The organism is Actinoplanes sp. NPDC049265, from assembly GCF_043197135.1.
Taxonomy (GTDB): domain Bacteria; phylum Actinomycetota; class Actinomycetes; order Mycobacteriales; family Micromonosporaceae; genus Actinoplanes.
In genome coordinates this window covers 80444-95641 of sequence record NZ_JBICSP010000021.1, presented here as the reverse complement: position 1 = coordinate 95641, position 15198 = coordinate 80444, and the positions used below count along the sequence as shown (strand labels likewise).

The following is a 15198-nucleotide window of genomic DNA, read 5'->3' as shown; positions in this document are numbered from 1 at the left end:
CCGAGCACGGCCAGACCAGCGCCGCGCTCGCGCGGCGCTCGTGATACAGACGAGATCATCTCGGCAGCCGACATACACACATGGCTTGACCATCGGTCAATGTGCGCTACCTCGGTACGACTTGGTTCTTACGGTCCCCGGAAATGCAGAGAAGGCCGGTCGACGATCCGAACCAGCCCTCTGAACTGCATAAACACTATGTCGGGCTGACAGGATTTGAACCTGCGACCCCTTGACCCCCAGGCCGTTGGAGTAGACGTTTCCGCACGTCAAGCGCGATGCGCAGCGTTCACGCCAATGTCAAGTGTGCAGGTCGACGCACCCGCGCGCATACCGTGTGGTCCCCAGGCGGTCCCCGCCGGTCCCCACGATCGCTGCGCCGTGAGTGGACATCTCAACAGATGTTGTCATCCAATGAAGCTCATAACAGAGCGGCCACGACGACCAGCAGGAAGCGCAGGTGCTCAGCCTTGGAAGTACTACGCAAGATCGGCGGATGGCCCTGGCCCCGGATCGGCGCAGCATGTGCGGGTGTACTTGGTATAGCGGCCATAGTTCTGTCACCGCTTTGGATGCAGCGACTCTTCCAACGCACTTCAGCAGTGGATTGGACGCGCCTTAGCAATATTGGACAAACTTACGGATTTATTTCTGCCATTCTTTCCGCTGTGGCCGTGGTGGGCGTCGCAGCTTCTCTGTCGGCGCAGACCCGCCAGACGAAAATAGACCAACTCCAGCTCCTACGACAAGTTCACGGCGAACTCCTAGACTACGCGATTATCGACCCAAAGACCTACGCTCCAGTCCTTGGCGACTTCGGTTCCGCGAGCGATGAAGATATACGGCGAAAGCTACTTAGCACCCTTTGGCTTAACTACTTCTTTGCAATGTTCGAAACTGGCGGATGGAACGAAAGAGGTTTGCGACTCGACGGATTTCGCGAGCTATTCCAGAGCGAAATCGCGAGAACAAACTGGCAACGGGCCAGGCCAGCGTGGCAAATCTACAGGAGTCAAAATCGCTCTGGCCGCAACTTTCTGCGAATCGCCGACGAGGAGTACGACCGGGCGTTGCGCGACGCGCGGGCTACCGTTGATGATCGGGGCAATGGCGTCGACTCACCTCACAAGAACGCTTGGGACGATAAGACCGCAGCACCTCCGCCTATCTACAAGATGACGACGACGCCGGGCGTCGTCGCGTTGGGCCTCGGCGTAGGACTAGGCTATTTTCTCGGTCGCCTGCACGAGCGTCGGCGACTGCCACGCATCGACGGCCGCGCCATCAGGGGTCCTCGCTCTCGACGGATATAGATCGCGTCTAGACCGCACGACCCCCGGACCGTTGGAGCTGACGTTTCCGCACGTCAGGCACGATGCGCATCGTTCACGCAGGGGGTCAAGTGTGCAAGTCCGGGCACTGGCGTGCATGCCGTGTGGGTCCCCGGATGGTCCCCGCGGTCCCCCGCCCCGTTGAGCGCATCCGTCAGCTTCTGGGGCAACCGAGTGACAGCCCGCGAAGAGGCTGTCACTTACGTTTTCGCAGCTAGATGGCCGTTCAGTGACGCCAGTGACACCAGTGACACGGGTGACGGAGAGCTAGCTAGACGACGACGCTGCCTGAGAGCGGCACGTCCGACACTCGGATGATCTGTCCCTCTCCGATGAAGCGACGGATTACCAGCATTCCCGCGTCGTGCGCTTCCTGGCCGGCATGGCTGGCTGATGCGTCCGACAGCACCCATGGAGTCAGGTTCAACTCGAACGCATCTACTGCCGTCTTCAATACGCAGCTTTCTGTGGCAATTCCGCAGATGTAAAGGTCGCTCCATCCTTTCTCCCGTACCAACCTGATCCCTTCTGGCGAAAATAGGCTGTATATCCGCTTGTCCAGTGTAATGGACTTCTCGGCCAACGGTACGAGGTCAGGAACGATATCGGTCTCGGGAGATTCTTGAAGCTTCTGCCAATGAATCAAGCGCTCGAAGGGGCTGCCCGGGTAATTGAGGTAGCGGGTAAATACAACAGCACCGCTCTCTTGTTGCCACCGCTGTACTAAGCCAGCAATTACGGGAACCACCGGCGCGGATGGCGGTCGTATGAATCCGTTCTGGACGTCGACCACTACTAGAACCGAGGTGCTGGGAATCACGGCCTAACCTCCGACGCTGTCGCGAAGTGTTTCGATGGCTTGCGCAAGGTTGCTCTCAAGGTCGCAGGTAGCAAGGATCGCATTCCTCATTGAGCGATGTTGTTCGGTTTCTCGCGGCCTAGCGTTGGTTATTCTTGACCGCGCTCCCCGGACGAAGCGCCAACCATACTCGTCTGGGACATCCGGATCGGATCCGCGCTCGATCATTCTGTTGAGGTGGTCTGAGTACGCCCACAGCGACTGTACCGCTAGCTCACAGTGCACCAGATCATCCTCTGCCAACGAGCGTTGTTCCGCAATGGGGTAGTACACCACCCCTGACCAGGAGGCGTAGCCCTTTGAGATTCCCTTGATGCCAAACGGAGTCATGTCGGGATGCTCGAAGCCCTCGGCAAGTAAAGACCTTTCTACCAATTCTGCCCGGTGGAGCGAATGCGCAGGCTCAATATCCCGTTCAAGGAGCACTTTCGGAATAGCCAGGATACGCAAGGCCGTGTCGAGCGTGTCACCTTCCCATGGGGCCTCGTTTACCCAGTACGCGCTCAGGACGTAAGCGGCCTCAGCGCTTTCGCTGGCCCCGAGATCATGAATCCTCCGCGTCGCCCACGCCATGTTGTCCTTGTACGACTGGACTCGCCAGACGCTAAGCGCCGCAATATTGGGTATTACCAATTCCTCAACGAGATGAAAAATCGCCACGCCAAATGGCCACACGTGGAGATCGCACTTCCCGTTGATGACATCGACCGGCGCGACTCGACAATCCAACCAATGCTCGATGCCGGGCGCGGCGTCCGGACGCCCCCTAAGACGGGCGGCCCGTTCGACGCCGACGAATACCGGAATGAATTTGTGAGACGTCACAACAAGTCGACTAGCATTTCCTGTGTCCGTCTCGACAGAACCGAAAAGCTCCTGCGGTGTGGCATCGTAGGCGAGACAATACAACTTCCGATAGGCGTCATCGCGGACATGAACCCGCCCGGTCTCGTGTCTATACAGCGCTTTTTCAAGCGACTCAATGTCTGGGCAGCCCGGTAGATTGGCCTGCCAAATCCGGTGTAACTCCCGCGCTGCCCGACGGCGAGATGTCCAGCCGCGCGCTTCGCGCTTCGTGGTCAGTACAAGGTTGGGCTGAAGCTGTCGGCCAGCCGTTGCCCTGTCCGTGGACATGTCCCCTGTCCCCCTGTGTCCCTGTCTGTCATCTGCCGCCACGGTCGCTTCGTCGTCATGGTTGAGGCATGACCAAGACGACGCGAAAGTCTCAGGTGGTAACCACTCGCTTTGGCCCTGGCGCGGCGGGCGGAATGCCGTTCTCACGCGCCAGCTTCCGAACGTAGGCCGCGGTGAACGGCGACAGCCGCTCCACTTCAGACGGCCCGATCCCCGCCCGCAAAGCCGCCAACACTGCCTCGATCGCGGCGCGTCGAGCCTCCTCGTGAGCGTTCTCTGTTCGTTCGTAGCGCCGCGTTGCCGCAGCTAGAGCGCTTCGTTCGTCTGCCATAACAAACATCTTACCGCCACTCTCTTGCGCAACCGGTCGGCGTATCGCTACCGTGAAGCGCATTAGAGATGCGCTTCATAGGCGCTCTCTACGACCGTTCTGGAGGGAACCTGATGGGTAAGCGACCGGTCGACATGGTCGGCCCCCGCCCCGTTGACCTGGAGGGCATCGAGGCCGAATGGCCGCTGATCGAGGCGGAGCTTTCCGTGTTGGACGCCGAGATCGCCAACATCTACGCCGCCGAGCACGGCGGTCCGTCGCCGCTGGAGTGGCGGCGTCTGCGCCGGGCTGAGGCCCGTGTCACCCGCGTGGCCGCTGAGCTGGCCGCGCACCCCGCCGCCCTTCGTGAGGTGGCGTGATGACCCAGGACATGAAGCGTCTCCGCCGGATCGGGTGGGGCGTCCGAGGTGTGTTCGCGCTCGGCATTGTCGCGTCGCTGGCCGGCAATGTGCTGCACGCGGCGGACAACCCAGTAAGTAAGGCGATCTCGGCGTGGTCGCCGTTGGCGCTGCTGCTGGCGGTCGAGCTGATCTCGCGTATTCCGGCCCGCCGCGGCCCGATGTCGGTCGCTCGGCTCGCCGCGACCGCGGTCATCGCGGGCATCGCGGCGTGGGTGTCGTACTGGCACATGGCCGGCGTCGCGGCCCGGTACGGCGAGACGGGCGCGAGCGCCTATCTGCTGCCGTTCAGTGTGGACGGTCTGATCGTGGTTGCCTCGATCAGCCTGGTCGAGATCGGCGGTCGGATCCGCGCTTTTGCCAGCCCCGCGCCTGCCGCACCCCCCGTGGTTGTCGCAGCTGCGCCGGCCGCGGCTGCCGAGGTCGACGCCAAGCCCGCCGCGGAGGTCCCGGCGGCGCCGGTGAAGCGTCCGGCGAAGCCGAGGCTGACGACCGCTGAGCGGGTGGCCCGTCACCTGGCGAAGTACCCGAATGCGACGCAGGAGCAGGTCGCGGCTCGGCTAAAGGTCAGTGAGCGCACGGTGCAGCGGTACTGGCCGCGGCCCGACGTTGAGGTCCCGGTTCTGCCGGTCGCGGCGTGAGGGGCGGGTCTGATGTCTGAGCAGCAGCTTCGTACCCAGCGTGAGGAAGTCATCGAGCGTAATCGGGCGCAGCGACTCGCCGTCAACGCGCAGGTCGAGCTCGGCGCGCAGCAGTTCAACGCGCAGCTCGCCGAGCGCAGAGCCGCGGAACGCAGCGACGGCGACGAGTTCTAGCTCCGCCCGGGGCGTGGCCTTCCGGCTGCCAACCACCCGGCCGCGCCCCGGTCCTCCGATCCCAAGCCCAAACCCCTTCGATCCCGTAGGAGCACAGACCGCAATGAGTGAAGAAGAGATCGAGATCAACGAGGCGTACGCCGAGCTGGCCAACCTGCGCGCCGAGCTGGCTGACCTGCACAACTGGGCCGATCGAGTGCTCGACAACAAGAACACGGATCGGCAGTACATCGCCGAGCACCTGTCCACCGCGTGTGGGGTGCTCGCCTCGGGCGGCCGGATGCCGGCGCGGCCGTACGACGACACCGACGAGTTCTGAAAGGCCTGGAACCCATGACTTCCAAGACCCTCGTACGCGCCGCCGGCGCCGGTCTCGTGCTCGCCGCGACCGGCTGGCTGCTGGCCGAGCACCCGGGCCACCGTCTCGCCGGCGCCGGGATGATCCTGGCCGGGCTGGCGATCGGCGCGGTGCCGGTGTGGTGGCAGTTCCGGACGACCGGTTCGGCCGGGCTGATCGGCCGTTGGGACCGGCACTCGCGACGCAACGCCGGCACCGCCTCCCGCTTCGACATCTGGCGTACTTCCTCACGGTGGGCGATGCGGCGCAAGGCCGCGGTCATCCGCCCATCCCTCGCCATGCTGCCCTGGTGGCGGGCGTGGCGCGAGCCGCTGAAAAGCTTCGCCGTGCCCCTCGCGAAGGCGGGCGCGCAGACGGTGTGGACCTCGGGTGAGGAGTCCACGCTGCGCATCGGGATCCCCGGCACCGGCAAGACCGCGGAGCTGGCCAACCGGGTCATCGACGCCCCCGGCGGAGTCGTTACGACCAGCACGGCCACCGACCTGTATGACCTGACCGTCCCGCTGCGCCTCGGCCGCGGCCCGGTGCAGGTGTTCAACCCCGGTGGTCTCGGCGGGTTGGCGTCGTCGCTGCGCTGGTCGCCGCTGTCCGGGTGCGCCGACGCGTCGACCGCTGCGCGGCGGGCGGCCGACCTGATCGGACCGGTCGATGCCCAAGGTGCGGAGGGTGCCCGGTGGGCGGCACAGGCCCGCCGCGTGCTCGCGGTGTGGCTGCACGCCGCCGCGCTCGGCGACTACCGGATGGCCGATGTGGCGGGCTGGGTCGCCGATCCGGACACCGCCCGTGAGGCGATCCTGACCGCGCTCAAGACCTCCCCGCGGGCGGCGGAGATGCGCCAGGCCGCCGCGCAGTCGATCGACATGAGTGCCCGGACCCGCGACGGCGTCATGCTCGCCATGGCCCCGGCCCTGGCCTGGATCACCCTGCCCTCGGCCGCGGAGGTCGGCGACCCGGATCCCGACGGCCAGCAGTTCATGGTGGACGAACTGACCGACAACCGGGGCGCGCTGTATCTGCTCGGCGACGACGACGGCACGGTCGGCCCGCTGGTGGCCGCGCTGGTTGCCGAGATCGCCCACCAGGCCCGCCGGACCGCCGCGGCCCGGCCGGGTGGCCGGCTCGATCCCGGGCTTGCGTTCGTGCTCGACGAGGTCGCACTGGTCTGCCCGACTCCGCTGGACCGGTGGATGGCCGAGCTGCGCAAGCGCTCGATCACGATCCACGCGGCGTGCCAGGGTCTCGGCCAGTTGCGCGAGCGGTGGGGCGAGAACGGCGCGTCGATGATCCTCAACTCCGCTGCGGCGGTGCTGGTCTACGGCGGGTGCAAGGACGCCAAGGACCTGCACGCGTTCGCCGAGCTGGCCGGCGAGCGGGAGGAGACCACCCACACCCGCGGCGCCGACGGTCGGGTCACCGGTAGCAGTACCCGCCGGGTACCGGTCATCGCCCCGGCGATGCTGGCCGGGCTGCCCAACTTCCGTGCGCTGCTGATCCGCCGCGGGATGCGCGTCGCTCTGGTCCGCACCCCGATCGTCTGGAAACGCCGCGACCTGCGACAGGCCGTGAAGCCGTCGCGCCGAGCTCGCCGGGACGCGTCGTCCGCGCCGGCGAACACGACGGCTCGCCGCTGGCACACCTTCAAGCCCCGTCCGAGCACCGACGCCCGGACGGCCCGTACCGCCGCCTGAGAAGCAAGGGAGACCCCCAGTGATGGGCAACCACCCCAACCCGTACGCCCACCTCACCTCCTACCAGGAAAACCTCGCCGAGGACTTCGAACTGAAGGCCGGCATCGACGGCGCCGACCTCAAAGACCTGCTCGACAACTCCGACCTCCCGACCACCGACAAAGCCGCGCTCGCCCAGGCATGGGGCGGCCCCGACGCCGGCGCCGAGTACCGCACCGGCGACAGCGACGAGTTCTAGGAGAGGACGTCATGACCGACTTCGACGATGACCGGCCGACGGCCGGCACCTACGAACAGATGGCGCAGCGCATCGACCGCGGCGCCGACCGCCTGGACTACGAGGCCGACAACGCTGCTGAGATCCTGGCCTATCGCGCGGCCGGTGACCGGGTCGACCCGCAGCAGTGGGCCGCCGAGCGGCGTCGGGCGGCCGAGGCCGCCCGCGGGTACGCCGCCGAACTGCGGGCCGACGCCGACACCGAGACGACCGCCGAGCAGGGCTGGGATCGTCTGCGTCAGGCCGAGTTGGTCGCTGTGTCGACCGACAGCGGCGGCACCCTGATCGACGGCCGGCCGCTGGCCGAGCACAAGGCACAGTCCGACTCGGTGTTCGACCGCGACGAGCGGCAGGCGTGGGAAGCCGGCACCCACCCGACCCAGGAGAAGGCCCGCGAGATCGAGGCCACCGGCAAGTTCGATCACGTCGCCGAGACCATCGACGGCATCGAGCAGGTGCCGTTCTGGCGCCTCGGCAGCCCGGCCGACGAGTCCACCACCGGCCAACAGACCAGCGGCACCGACGAAGACGGAGACGGAGCATGACCAACAACGACACCCCGACGCCGCCGCAGTTCACCGCCCGCGCGCTCGGCGAGCTGGTCCTGTCCCGCCTCACTGAGATCGACCGGCTCAACCACCGGATCAATTCCACCTACCCCAACAGCCCCCGCGACTACCGGCCGGCCGACCGGGAGCGCGAGCGCACCAGGGTGGCCGAGCTGGGCGCGAACCTCGGTTTGTACGCGCAGCTCGCCGACACCGCGGCCCGCGCCGAGCACAACGACCTGCTCGCGCAGCAGGCGAACACCCGCCGCCGCGTCGACAGCGACGAGTTCTAGCTCCGCCCGGGGCGCGGCCTTCCGGCTGCCAACCACCCAGCCGCGCCCCGGTCCTCCGATCCCGAGCCCTCACGAACCCGTGGAGGAACCACCATCATGACAAGCCCCCATCCTGACGACGGCTTCGACTGGCAGGCCGCCGAGGCCGACGTCGTCGATCTGAGCGCGGCACGCCAGCGCCGCGACAACCGGGACGACACCGCACCCGACACCGAACCCGACACGATCGGCGACAACCCGGCGGGCGCCGAGGTCGACACCGAGCACGACACCGAGACCGACAGCGACCGGCCGGCCCTGGTCGACAGCATCGGCGTGCAGCGGCGCCCGCGGTTCTCCCTCGCCTCGTTCCGCGACGCGCAGCGGGTGCCGATCGTCCCGTCGTCGCTCAAATCCCGGGCCGAGTTCGCCGGGAACCTGGCGTGGGCGGCCGGGTTCGGCGCGCACGCCCTGGCCTACCACTCGGTGCGGCTGCCCAAGTACGCCGGCCGGATCGCATTCCGGACCCCGCGCGGGGCGGTCCGGGTGGTCGGCACCTACACGCGGTGGCTGTTCGACCTGGAAGGCGAGCCGGTCCGGCAGGCCACCGTACGCACCGAGGACGCCGAGACCTACCTCAAGCTGGCCCGCCAGCGCGACCGCCGGGTGCGGTGGCGCGGGATCACCGCGGCCGGCACGGCGGCCCTGCTGGTGTTCGCGGTCGCTTGGCTGATCTTTGCCCCGGCGTGGCAGCGGTGGACCGCGCTGGGTGTGCTGGCCGCGATCCTGGGCTACCTCGGCACCCCGGCGGACAAGCCGTTGCTGGACACCGCTGTCGTGCGGCGTGACGTGGCGCCGCTGACCTCCGCCGAGGTGTTCGCTGCGCTCGGCTCGCTGCGGATCCCGGGTATCGACGCGGCGATCCGCCGCGGTGACAACGGCAAGCGGTGGTTCCCCGCGCCGATCGCGCGGGAGAACGGCGCCGGCTGGCACTGCGAGGTGGAACTGCCCCGCGGTGTGGTCGCCTCGGCCGTGGTGGAAAAGCGTGAAGAGCTGGCCGGTGCGCTGACCCGCCCGCTGGGCTGCGTGTGGCCGGAAGCCAACGCCGATGTGCACCCGGGCCGACTCATGCTGTTCGTCGCCGATCACGACATGAGCCGTGCGAAGCAGAAGCCGTTCCCGCTGCTCAAGTCCGGAACGGTGAACCTGTTCAAGGAGGCACCGTTCGGCACCGACCCCCGCGGCGCGCTGGTCACCATCACCTTGATGTACGCGTCGATGATCATTGGCGCGCTCCCGCGGTTCGGCAAGACGTTCGCGCTGCGGCTGGCGCTGCTGCTGGTCGCGCTCGATCCGCGGTCGTGGGTGCTGCCGTTCGACCTCAAAGGCACCGGTGACCTGTCGCCGTTGGAACCGGTCAGCCACCGGTACCGCGCCGGCGACGACGAAGAGGACATCGAGTACCTGGTCACCGCGCTGCGGGAAGTCCACACCGAGATGCGCCGCCGGACCAAGGTGATTCGTGACCTGCCGCGGGACCTGTGCCCGGAGAACAAGGTCACCGACGAGCTGGCGTCCAACCGCAAGCTGGGTCTGTTCCCGATCGGCATCGGCATCGACGAGTGCCAGCGCGGTTTCGAGCACCCGAAGTACGGTGCGGAGATCGAGGAGATCTGCGAGGACCTGATCCGCCGCGGGCCGGCCGTCGCGATCTTCCTGCTGCTGGCCACTCAGCGGCCGGACGCCAAGAGCCTGCCGACCGGCATCTCCGCCAACGCGGTGCTGCGGTTCTGCCTCAAGGTGATGGGCCAGACCGAGAACGACATGGTGCTGGGCACCTCGGCCTACAAGAACGGCATCCGGGCGACCATGTTCTCCCGCCGCGACAAGGGCATCGGCTACCTGGCCGGCGAGGGCGACGAGCCGGTCATCGTCAAGACGTTCAACATCGACGGCCCGACCGCCGAGGTGATCGTGGCGCGCGCCCGGACGGCGAGGGAGCGCTACGGCAACATCACCGGCCACGCCGCCGGGGTGGTGCTCGACACCACCGCCGTCCGGCGGGGCACGATCCTCGAAGACGTCGCCGCGGTGATGGCCGAGGCCGAGCCGAAGCTGTGGTCCACGGTGATCGTCAAGCGGCTCGCCGCGCTGCGCGCGGACGTCTACGCCGGGTTCACCGCCGACCAACTCCGCGAAGCCCTCAAGGTCCACGGCCTGAGCACGAAGCAGTGCTGGGGCGAGGACACCGACACCGGCGAGTCCGGCAACCGCAAGGGCTTCCACCGCGCCGACATCCTCGCGGCCATCACCAAGCGTGACCGCGATGCGGGGAACGGCAAGACCAAGTAGCCCACGATTCGCCGCTAGGTCTAGCGGCCGGCCCCGCTAGACCTAGCGGCACCGCTAGCGACACATCAATCCCCTGATCAGCGCCCTAGCTTCTAGCGGCGCCGGCCCTTCACACCCTGAAAACGGCCCTGGAGGCACTTCGATGACCACCCTGGTAGCGCTAGCTAGCCTCACCGCCCTCGGTTACGCAGCGTTCTACATCGGCGCGTGCGCGATCTCCCCGTGGAGCGTCTGCCGACGCCCGCACTGCGCCAACGGACGCATCTACTCCCGACTGTTCCCCAAGACCTTCCGCGAGTGCCCGCGCTGCAACGGCACCGGCCGCCGGATCCGCATCGGCCGCCGCGTCTACGAATACCTGCGCTCCGAGCGGAAGGCGGGCACCCGATGAGCACCCGGACCATGGCCCGCATCCAGCGACAGCCGATCGACCACACGACCTGGTGCAACCGCGACCACACGTGCGGGCTCGCCGAGCACCGCGGCCGGCAAATCACCATCGGCCCTGACACCGGCGGCCGGGCCGTCGTCACCCGCGTACGCGCCGGCGACCGCGACTACGCCGAGATCACCATGCGCGTGCCGCTCTCGTCCGGCGAGACCCTCGCCGGTGCGCAGTTCAACACCGTGCTGCACCAACTCCGTGCCTTGTTCGCCGCGGTCGCCGCGCTGCGCCCCGGCGCCCTGACCGGCCGCGGGCAGCGCCGGGCGATCGACACCCGGAGGGCCGCATGACTACCACACCCACCCTCACCACGGCTGCGCGGCGCATCGCCGCCCAGCTCGCCGTCCGCAGCAACCCCGACCTCGCCGGGCTGCCACAAACCCTGTGCCAGGCCCTCAAGGTGCAGGAGGAAGCCGGCGAGATGGCGCAAGCCGTGATCGGCGTGCTCGGCCAGAACCCCCGCAAGGGCGTCACCCACACCTGGGATGACGTGATCGCCGAAGCGATCGACGTCGCGGTGACCGCGCTGGTATTCGCTCAGACCGTGATCGGCGACGACCAGACCGCCCTAGAGGACCGGCTCACCTTCCACCTCAACCGCATCCAACGCCGAGCTGCAACGTCCGGCGCCCCGGACGTCACACTCCATGCCGCGACCCTCGCCGGACGGGGGCGAACGGCATGAACCTGTACGCAAGCAACGACGGCCGGTTCCCCGACGACAGCGACGTGGAGATCCGCTACCCGCTGACCGGCGACCGGGCCGAGCGGGGCGAGTGGCCTTGGGTAGCCGGCTGGATCGCCGGGCAGTGCGGCCCGAACGAGTGGGACATCGTCGTCGAAGGGGCCGGACCGACCAGCTACGACGACGACGGCGAACCGCTCTACTCGGCCGCCTACCGCGACGCCTCCGAGATCCGCCACACCGGACTACGCCGCGCCGTCGACCGCATCGCCGACCAGCTCGCCGAGCAGGAGGACGCGGCATGAACCGGCCCCTGGTGCTCGACCTGTTCTGCTGCGCCGGCGGGGCCGCGGCCGGCTACCACGCCGCCGGATTCGACGTGCTCGGCGTGGACCTGGTCGCCCGGCCGCGGTACCCGTTCCGGTTCGTCCAGGCCGAGGCGCTGTCCTACCTGGACCGCCTGGTCCGCGGGGGCGGGATCCGGGCGTTCTCGCTGATCCACACCTCGCCCCCGTGCCAAGAGGGGTGCGCACTGACCCAGGGCACCAACCGGGCGATGGGGTGGGGCCGCGATCACGTGCAGCTCATCCCGGACCTGCGCGACCTGCTCGACCGGTCCGGGCTGCCGTACGTCATCGAGCAGCCGAACGGCAAGGCCCCGGTCCGTAAGGACGTGACCCTGTGCGGCGAGATGTTCGGCCTCGGCGTGATCCGGCACCGCAACTTCGAGCTGGGTGGCTGGACCACGGCCCGGCCCGCACATGTGCGGCACCGCGGTCGGGTGCGCGGCTGGCGGCACGGCGTCTACCACGACGGCCCGTACGTGGCCGCGTACGGCGACGGCGGCGGCAAGGCGTCGGTGGCCGAGATGCAGACGGCCATGGGCATCGACTGGACCGACGTCCGGGAGGAGCTGACCGAGGCCATCCCGCCCGCGTACGCGGCATGGCTCGGCCGCGCGTTCCGCGCCGCGGCCTGCCGCGCGACCGACCTGCGCAGGGCCGCCTGATGTCCAGGATCCGGGCCGCCTACTGGGATCCCGAGGGCGACCGGCACGCCGGGCTGCCCACCTACTGGTGGCGCGGCGCGCCCGCGGGCTACGCCACCCGCCGGCAGTTGTGCGCCCGCGGGCTGCGGCCGGGTGGTCAGCCGATCGCCGCGCAGATCCTGTGGCGCGGTGTCGGCGGCACCCGCGCGGCGTACCTGTACCGGCTCGACCTGGCCCGGCCCAAGCGCACCGCGAGCCCGGCCCAGCTCGACGCCGTGCGGGCCGCGCTGCGCGCCCGCCGGACGTGCCCGACCTGCGGCCAGGTGCGGCCCTACTACATCCCGCGCTCGCTCGGCGAGTGCCTGACCTGCCACGACTCGCGATGACCCGCGGGCACTGGATCGCCGCGAGCAAGGCCCTTGGTCGGTTCGTGTCGGTCGACGGCCCGTACCCGCACATCTGCGCCGCGACCGTCGCGGCTGAGGACACCGTTTCCGGTCAGCCGTTGCAGCTCGCCCGGTGGGAGCGGGAGCGCTACTGCGCGGCCTGCGCCCACGACAAGTACCTCCGCGCACATCCATCCACAACCGATATGAGGGAGCGGATTCCTATGCACAGCAACGAATTGCTGGCCGCGGCACTCGGCGCGGCGGGCCGAGGGTGGCACGTCTTCCCGCTGCGGCCGGACGACAAGCGCCCGGCGATCGACCGGTGGGAGCAGCGCGCCACGACCGACCCTGACCGGATCCGCCGGTGCTGGACGGCCGGGCCGTACAACGTCGGTATCGCGTGCGGTCCGTCCGGGCTGATCGTGCTCGACCTGGACCCCCGCAAGCCCAACCAGGTCCCGCCGGCTGGCTGTCAGCGGCCGGACGCCACCCACGGCATCGACGTGCTCTCGGCACTGTGCGACGCCGCCGAGCGGTCGTGGCCCGACGACACGTACATCGTCAAGACCGGACGCAGCGGGCTGCACCTGTACTTCCGCCAGCCGGACGGCATCGAGCTGCGCAACACGGCGGGTGCACTCGGGTGGCTGATCGACACCCGCGGGCACGGCGGCTACGTCGTCGCCGCGGGCTCGACCGTCGGCGGGCACCCGTACGACGTGGTCCGCAACTCCGACGTCGATGCCCTGCCCGACTGGCTGGCCGAACGGCTGCGGCCCGCGCCACTACGCCCGGAAGGACCCCCGGTCGTCGTCGAGCTGCCCGCGGACCGGCGCGGCGCGTACGTGCGGGCCGCGATCGACGGCACCCTGGCCAAGCTCGCCGTGGCCGGCGAGGGCGGACGCAACCACGCGCTGTTCATGGCCGCGCAGACCCTCGGCCAGCTCACCGCGGGCGGCGCGGTCGCCGAGGACACCGTGACCGCCGCACTTGCCGACGCCGCAGCCCGGCTCGGGCTGCGCCCGCGGGAGATCGAGCGCACGATCGCCTCCGGTCTGCGTGCCGGTGCCCGCCGCCCGCGGCAGGTGGCGTGATGACCGCCCCGACACCAGGCGAGCGGCCCGCGCTGCGCCTCGCCGGACCGGACGACGCCGCGGCGGTGCTGTCCGCTGTCGACAAGCCCGCCCGGCTGCGCACCTCGTGGACCGCCGCGGACATCATGTCGATGACCTTCGCCCCGCCTAAGTGGGCCGTGCCCGGCGTGATCGCCGAAGGGTTCAGCCTGCTGTGCGGGCCGCCCAAGGTCGGCAAGTCGTGGATGTCGCTCGGGCTCGGCGTGGACGTCGCCCGCGGCGACCACGCGCTCGGCTCAATCCAAGTCGAGGCCGGGCCGGTGCTCTACCTCGCCCTGGAAGACACCGCCCGGCGGCTGCAAAACCGGCTGCGCAAGGTGCTCGGCGACCGGCCCGCCCCGGCCGGCCTCACCCTCGCCACCCAGTGCCCGCCGCTACCGCAGGGCGGGGACCAGGCCATCGCCGCGTGGCTCGACCGGCACCCCCGGGCGCGGCTGGTCATCATCGACGTCTTCGCCAAGCTGCGCGGCAACTCCGCACCCGGCGCGTCCGCCTACGACGCCGACTACGCCGCGGTCGGACGAGCGAAGAAGATCGCCGACGACTACGGCGTAGCGGTCGTCGCGGTGCACCACGTGCGCAAGCTGGGCTCGGACGACTTCCTGTCCGAGGTGTCCGGCACCAACGGGCTCGCCGGGGCCGCGGACGCCACGCTCGTGCTCAAGCGGGCACGTAACCAGGGTGACGGCGTGCTGCACGTGACCGGCCGCGACGTCGACGAAGCCGAGTACCCGCTGTGCTTCGACCCTGCCGCGGGCGCGTGGCGGATGCTCGATGGCCCGGCCGGGGACTACCAGCTCAGCGACACCCGCGCCGCGATCCTGCGCTACCTGCGTGATGCGCCCGGCACGACGCCCAAGGTCATCGCCGAGGGGGTTGGGCTCAAGGCGGACACCGTACGGCAGAACTGCACGCGGATGCTCGCTGACGGGCAGTTGGCCGCTGAGCCGGGCGGCCGGTACCGGGTGCCCGGTGTCACCACTGTCACTGCCGTCACTGCCGTCACTCAACCCGAGCTGACCTGCGGAAACGGCAGTGACAGCGAGAGTGACAGCCGAGAGGACGGCTGATCATGGGAGATCGGCTGAAACATGGAGGATCCGGGATGATCCCGGCAGCACGTATAGGAACACCCCAGGGTGCCCGAGATCTTGGCTCAGCGTGGCTTTCAGCGGGCCGCGCAGAGGGCCGCAGC

At 68.8% G+C, this 15198-nt stretch carries 20 protein-coding genes; 18 read left to right on the top strand and 2 right to left on the bottom strand.

The features are described from left to right. The first annotated feature begins 278 nt into the window (after window positions 1-278). The gene (locus ACGFIO_RS36200) at window positions 279-1313 is read left to right on the top strand and encodes a DUF6082 family protein (RefSeq protein WP_392833749.1); all 1035 of its coding nucleotides are present in this window, start codon (window positions 279-281) and stop codon (window positions 1311-1313) included. 289 nt (window positions 1314-1602) lie between these two features. On the opposite strand, the gene ACGFIO_RS36195 is transcribed toward ACGFIO_RS36200, so the two are convergent. Both ACGFIO_RS36195 and ACGFIO_RS36190 read right to left on the bottom strand, forming a co-directional pair. Beyond that, a complete protein-coding gene (locus ACGFIO_RS36195) occupies window positions 1603-2151 on the bottom strand; it encodes an isochorismatase family cysteine hydrolase (RefSeq protein WP_392833748.1) in 549 nt (182 codons plus the stop codon). A gap of 3 nt (window positions 2152-2154) precedes the next feature. After that, a complete protein-coding gene (locus ACGFIO_RS36190) occupies window positions 2155-3324 on the bottom strand; it encodes a hypothetical protein (protein WP_392833745.1) in 1170 nt (389 codons plus the stop codon). A 444-nt stretch (window positions 3325-3768) separates the two neighbouring features. On the opposite strand from ACGFIO_RS36190, the gene ACGFIO_RS36185 reads away from it, so the two are divergent. The 17 genes from ACGFIO_RS36185 to ACGFIO_RS36105 all read left to right on the top strand — a co-directional run bounded on the left by ACGFIO_RS36185 (window position 3769) and on the right by ACGFIO_RS36105 (window position 15073). After that, on the top strand, window positions 3769-4014 hold the full coding sequence (locus ACGFIO_RS36185) for a DUF6284 family protein (RefSeq protein ID WP_392833743.1): 246 nt from the start codon (window positions 3769-3771) through the stop codon (window positions 4012-4014). Continuing rightward, the gene (locus ACGFIO_RS36180; protein WP_392833740.1) at window positions 4014-4694 is read left to right on the top strand and encodes a DUF2637 domain-containing protein; all 681 of its coding nucleotides are present in this window, start codon (window positions 4014-4016) and stop codon (window positions 4692-4694) included. Before ACGFIO_RS36185 ends, ACGFIO_RS36180 begins: the two co-directional genes overlap by 1 nt. 12 nt (window positions 4695-4706) lie before the next feature. Next, window positions 4707-4868, top strand: a complete 162-nt coding sequence (locus ACGFIO_RS36175) for a hypothetical protein (protein WP_392833739.1) — start codon at window positions 4707-4709, stop codon at window positions 4866-4868. Window positions 4869-4971: 103 nt separating this feature from the next. Next, complete coding sequence (locus ACGFIO_RS36170) at window positions 4972-5187, top strand: hypothetical protein (RefSeq protein ID WP_392833738.1); 216 nt, start codon at window positions 4972-4974, stop codon at window positions 5185-5187. A 14-nt stretch (window positions 5188-5201) separates the two neighbouring features. Further along, window positions 5202-6914, top strand: a complete 1713-nt coding sequence (locus tag ACGFIO_RS36165) for a type IV secretory system conjugative DNA transfer family protein (RefSeq protein ID WP_392833737.1) — start codon at window positions 5202-5204, stop codon at window positions 6912-6914. A gap of 19 nt (window positions 6915-6933) precedes the next feature. Next, complete coding sequence (locus ACGFIO_RS36160; RefSeq protein WP_392833736.1) at window positions 6934-7152, top strand: hypothetical protein; 219 nt, start codon at window positions 6934-6936, stop codon at window positions 7150-7152. Between the two features lie 11 nt (window positions 7153-7163). Next, window positions 7164-7736 (top strand): hypothetical protein, encoded by a 573-nt coding sequence (locus ACGFIO_RS36155; RefSeq protein ID WP_392833735.1) that lies wholly within the window; start codon window positions 7164-7166, stop codon window positions 7734-7736. Beyond that, window positions 7733-8032, top strand: a complete 300-nt coding sequence (locus ACGFIO_RS36150) for a hypothetical protein (protein ID WP_392833733.1) — start codon at window positions 7733-7735, stop codon at window positions 8030-8032. Before ACGFIO_RS36155 ends, ACGFIO_RS36150 begins: the two co-directional genes overlap by 4 nt. Window positions 8033-8128: 96 nt before the next feature. Continuing rightward, window positions 8129-10363 carry a cell division protein FtsK gene (locus ACGFIO_RS36145; RefSeq protein ID WP_392833732.1) on the top strand — a complete coding sequence of 745 codons (2235 nt, stop codon included), beginning with the start codon at window positions 8129-8131 and terminating at the stop codon, window positions 10361-10363. 142 nt (window positions 10364-10505) lie between these two features. Further along, entirely contained in the window at window positions 10506-10754 is a 249-nt protein-coding gene (locus ACGFIO_RS36140) for a hypothetical protein (protein ID WP_392833730.1), read from the top strand. Further along, window positions 10751-11098 (top strand): hypothetical protein, encoded by a 348-nt coding sequence (locus ACGFIO_RS36135; RefSeq protein ID WP_392833727.1) that lies wholly within the window; start codon window positions 10751-10753, stop codon window positions 11096-11098. The genes ACGFIO_RS36140 and ACGFIO_RS36135 overlap by 4 nt, the downstream gene beginning before the upstream one ends. Further along, window positions 11095-11493, top strand: a complete 399-nt coding sequence (locus ACGFIO_RS36130) for a MazG-like family protein (protein WP_392833726.1) — start codon at window positions 11095-11097, stop codon at window positions 11491-11493. The genes ACGFIO_RS36135 and ACGFIO_RS36130 overlap by 4 nt, the downstream gene beginning before the upstream one ends. Further along, entirely contained in the window at window positions 11490-11798 is a 309-nt protein-coding gene (locus ACGFIO_RS36125) for a hypothetical protein (RefSeq protein WP_392833724.1), read from the top strand. The genes ACGFIO_RS36130 and ACGFIO_RS36125 overlap by 4 nt, the downstream gene beginning before the upstream one ends. Beyond that, window positions 11795-12502, top strand: a complete 708-nt coding sequence (locus ACGFIO_RS36120) for a DNA methylase (protein WP_392833723.1) — start codon at window positions 11795-11797, stop codon at window positions 12500-12502. The genes ACGFIO_RS36125 and ACGFIO_RS36120 overlap by 4 nt, the downstream gene beginning before the upstream one ends. Continuing rightward, window positions 12502-12867, top strand: a complete 366-nt coding sequence (locus tag ACGFIO_RS36115; protein ID WP_392833721.1) for an RRQRL motif-containing zinc-binding protein — start codon at window positions 12502-12504, stop codon at window positions 12865-12867. The genes ACGFIO_RS36120 and ACGFIO_RS36115 overlap by 1 nt, the downstream gene beginning before the upstream one ends. Beyond that, window positions 12864-13964, top strand: coding sequence for a bifunctional DNA primase/polymerase (locus ACGFIO_RS36110; protein ID WP_392833719.1), 1101 nt, complete (start codon window positions 12864-12866; stop codon window positions 13962-13964). Before ACGFIO_RS36115 ends, ACGFIO_RS36110 begins: the two co-directional genes overlap by 4 nt. Then, window positions 13964-15073, top strand: a complete 1110-nt coding sequence (locus ACGFIO_RS36105) for an AAA family ATPase (RefSeq protein ID WP_392833716.1) — start codon at window positions 13964-13966, stop codon at window positions 15071-15073. Before ACGFIO_RS36110 ends, ACGFIO_RS36105 begins: the two co-directional genes overlap by 1 nt. The last annotated feature ends 125 nt before the right edge of the window (window positions 15074-15198 follow it).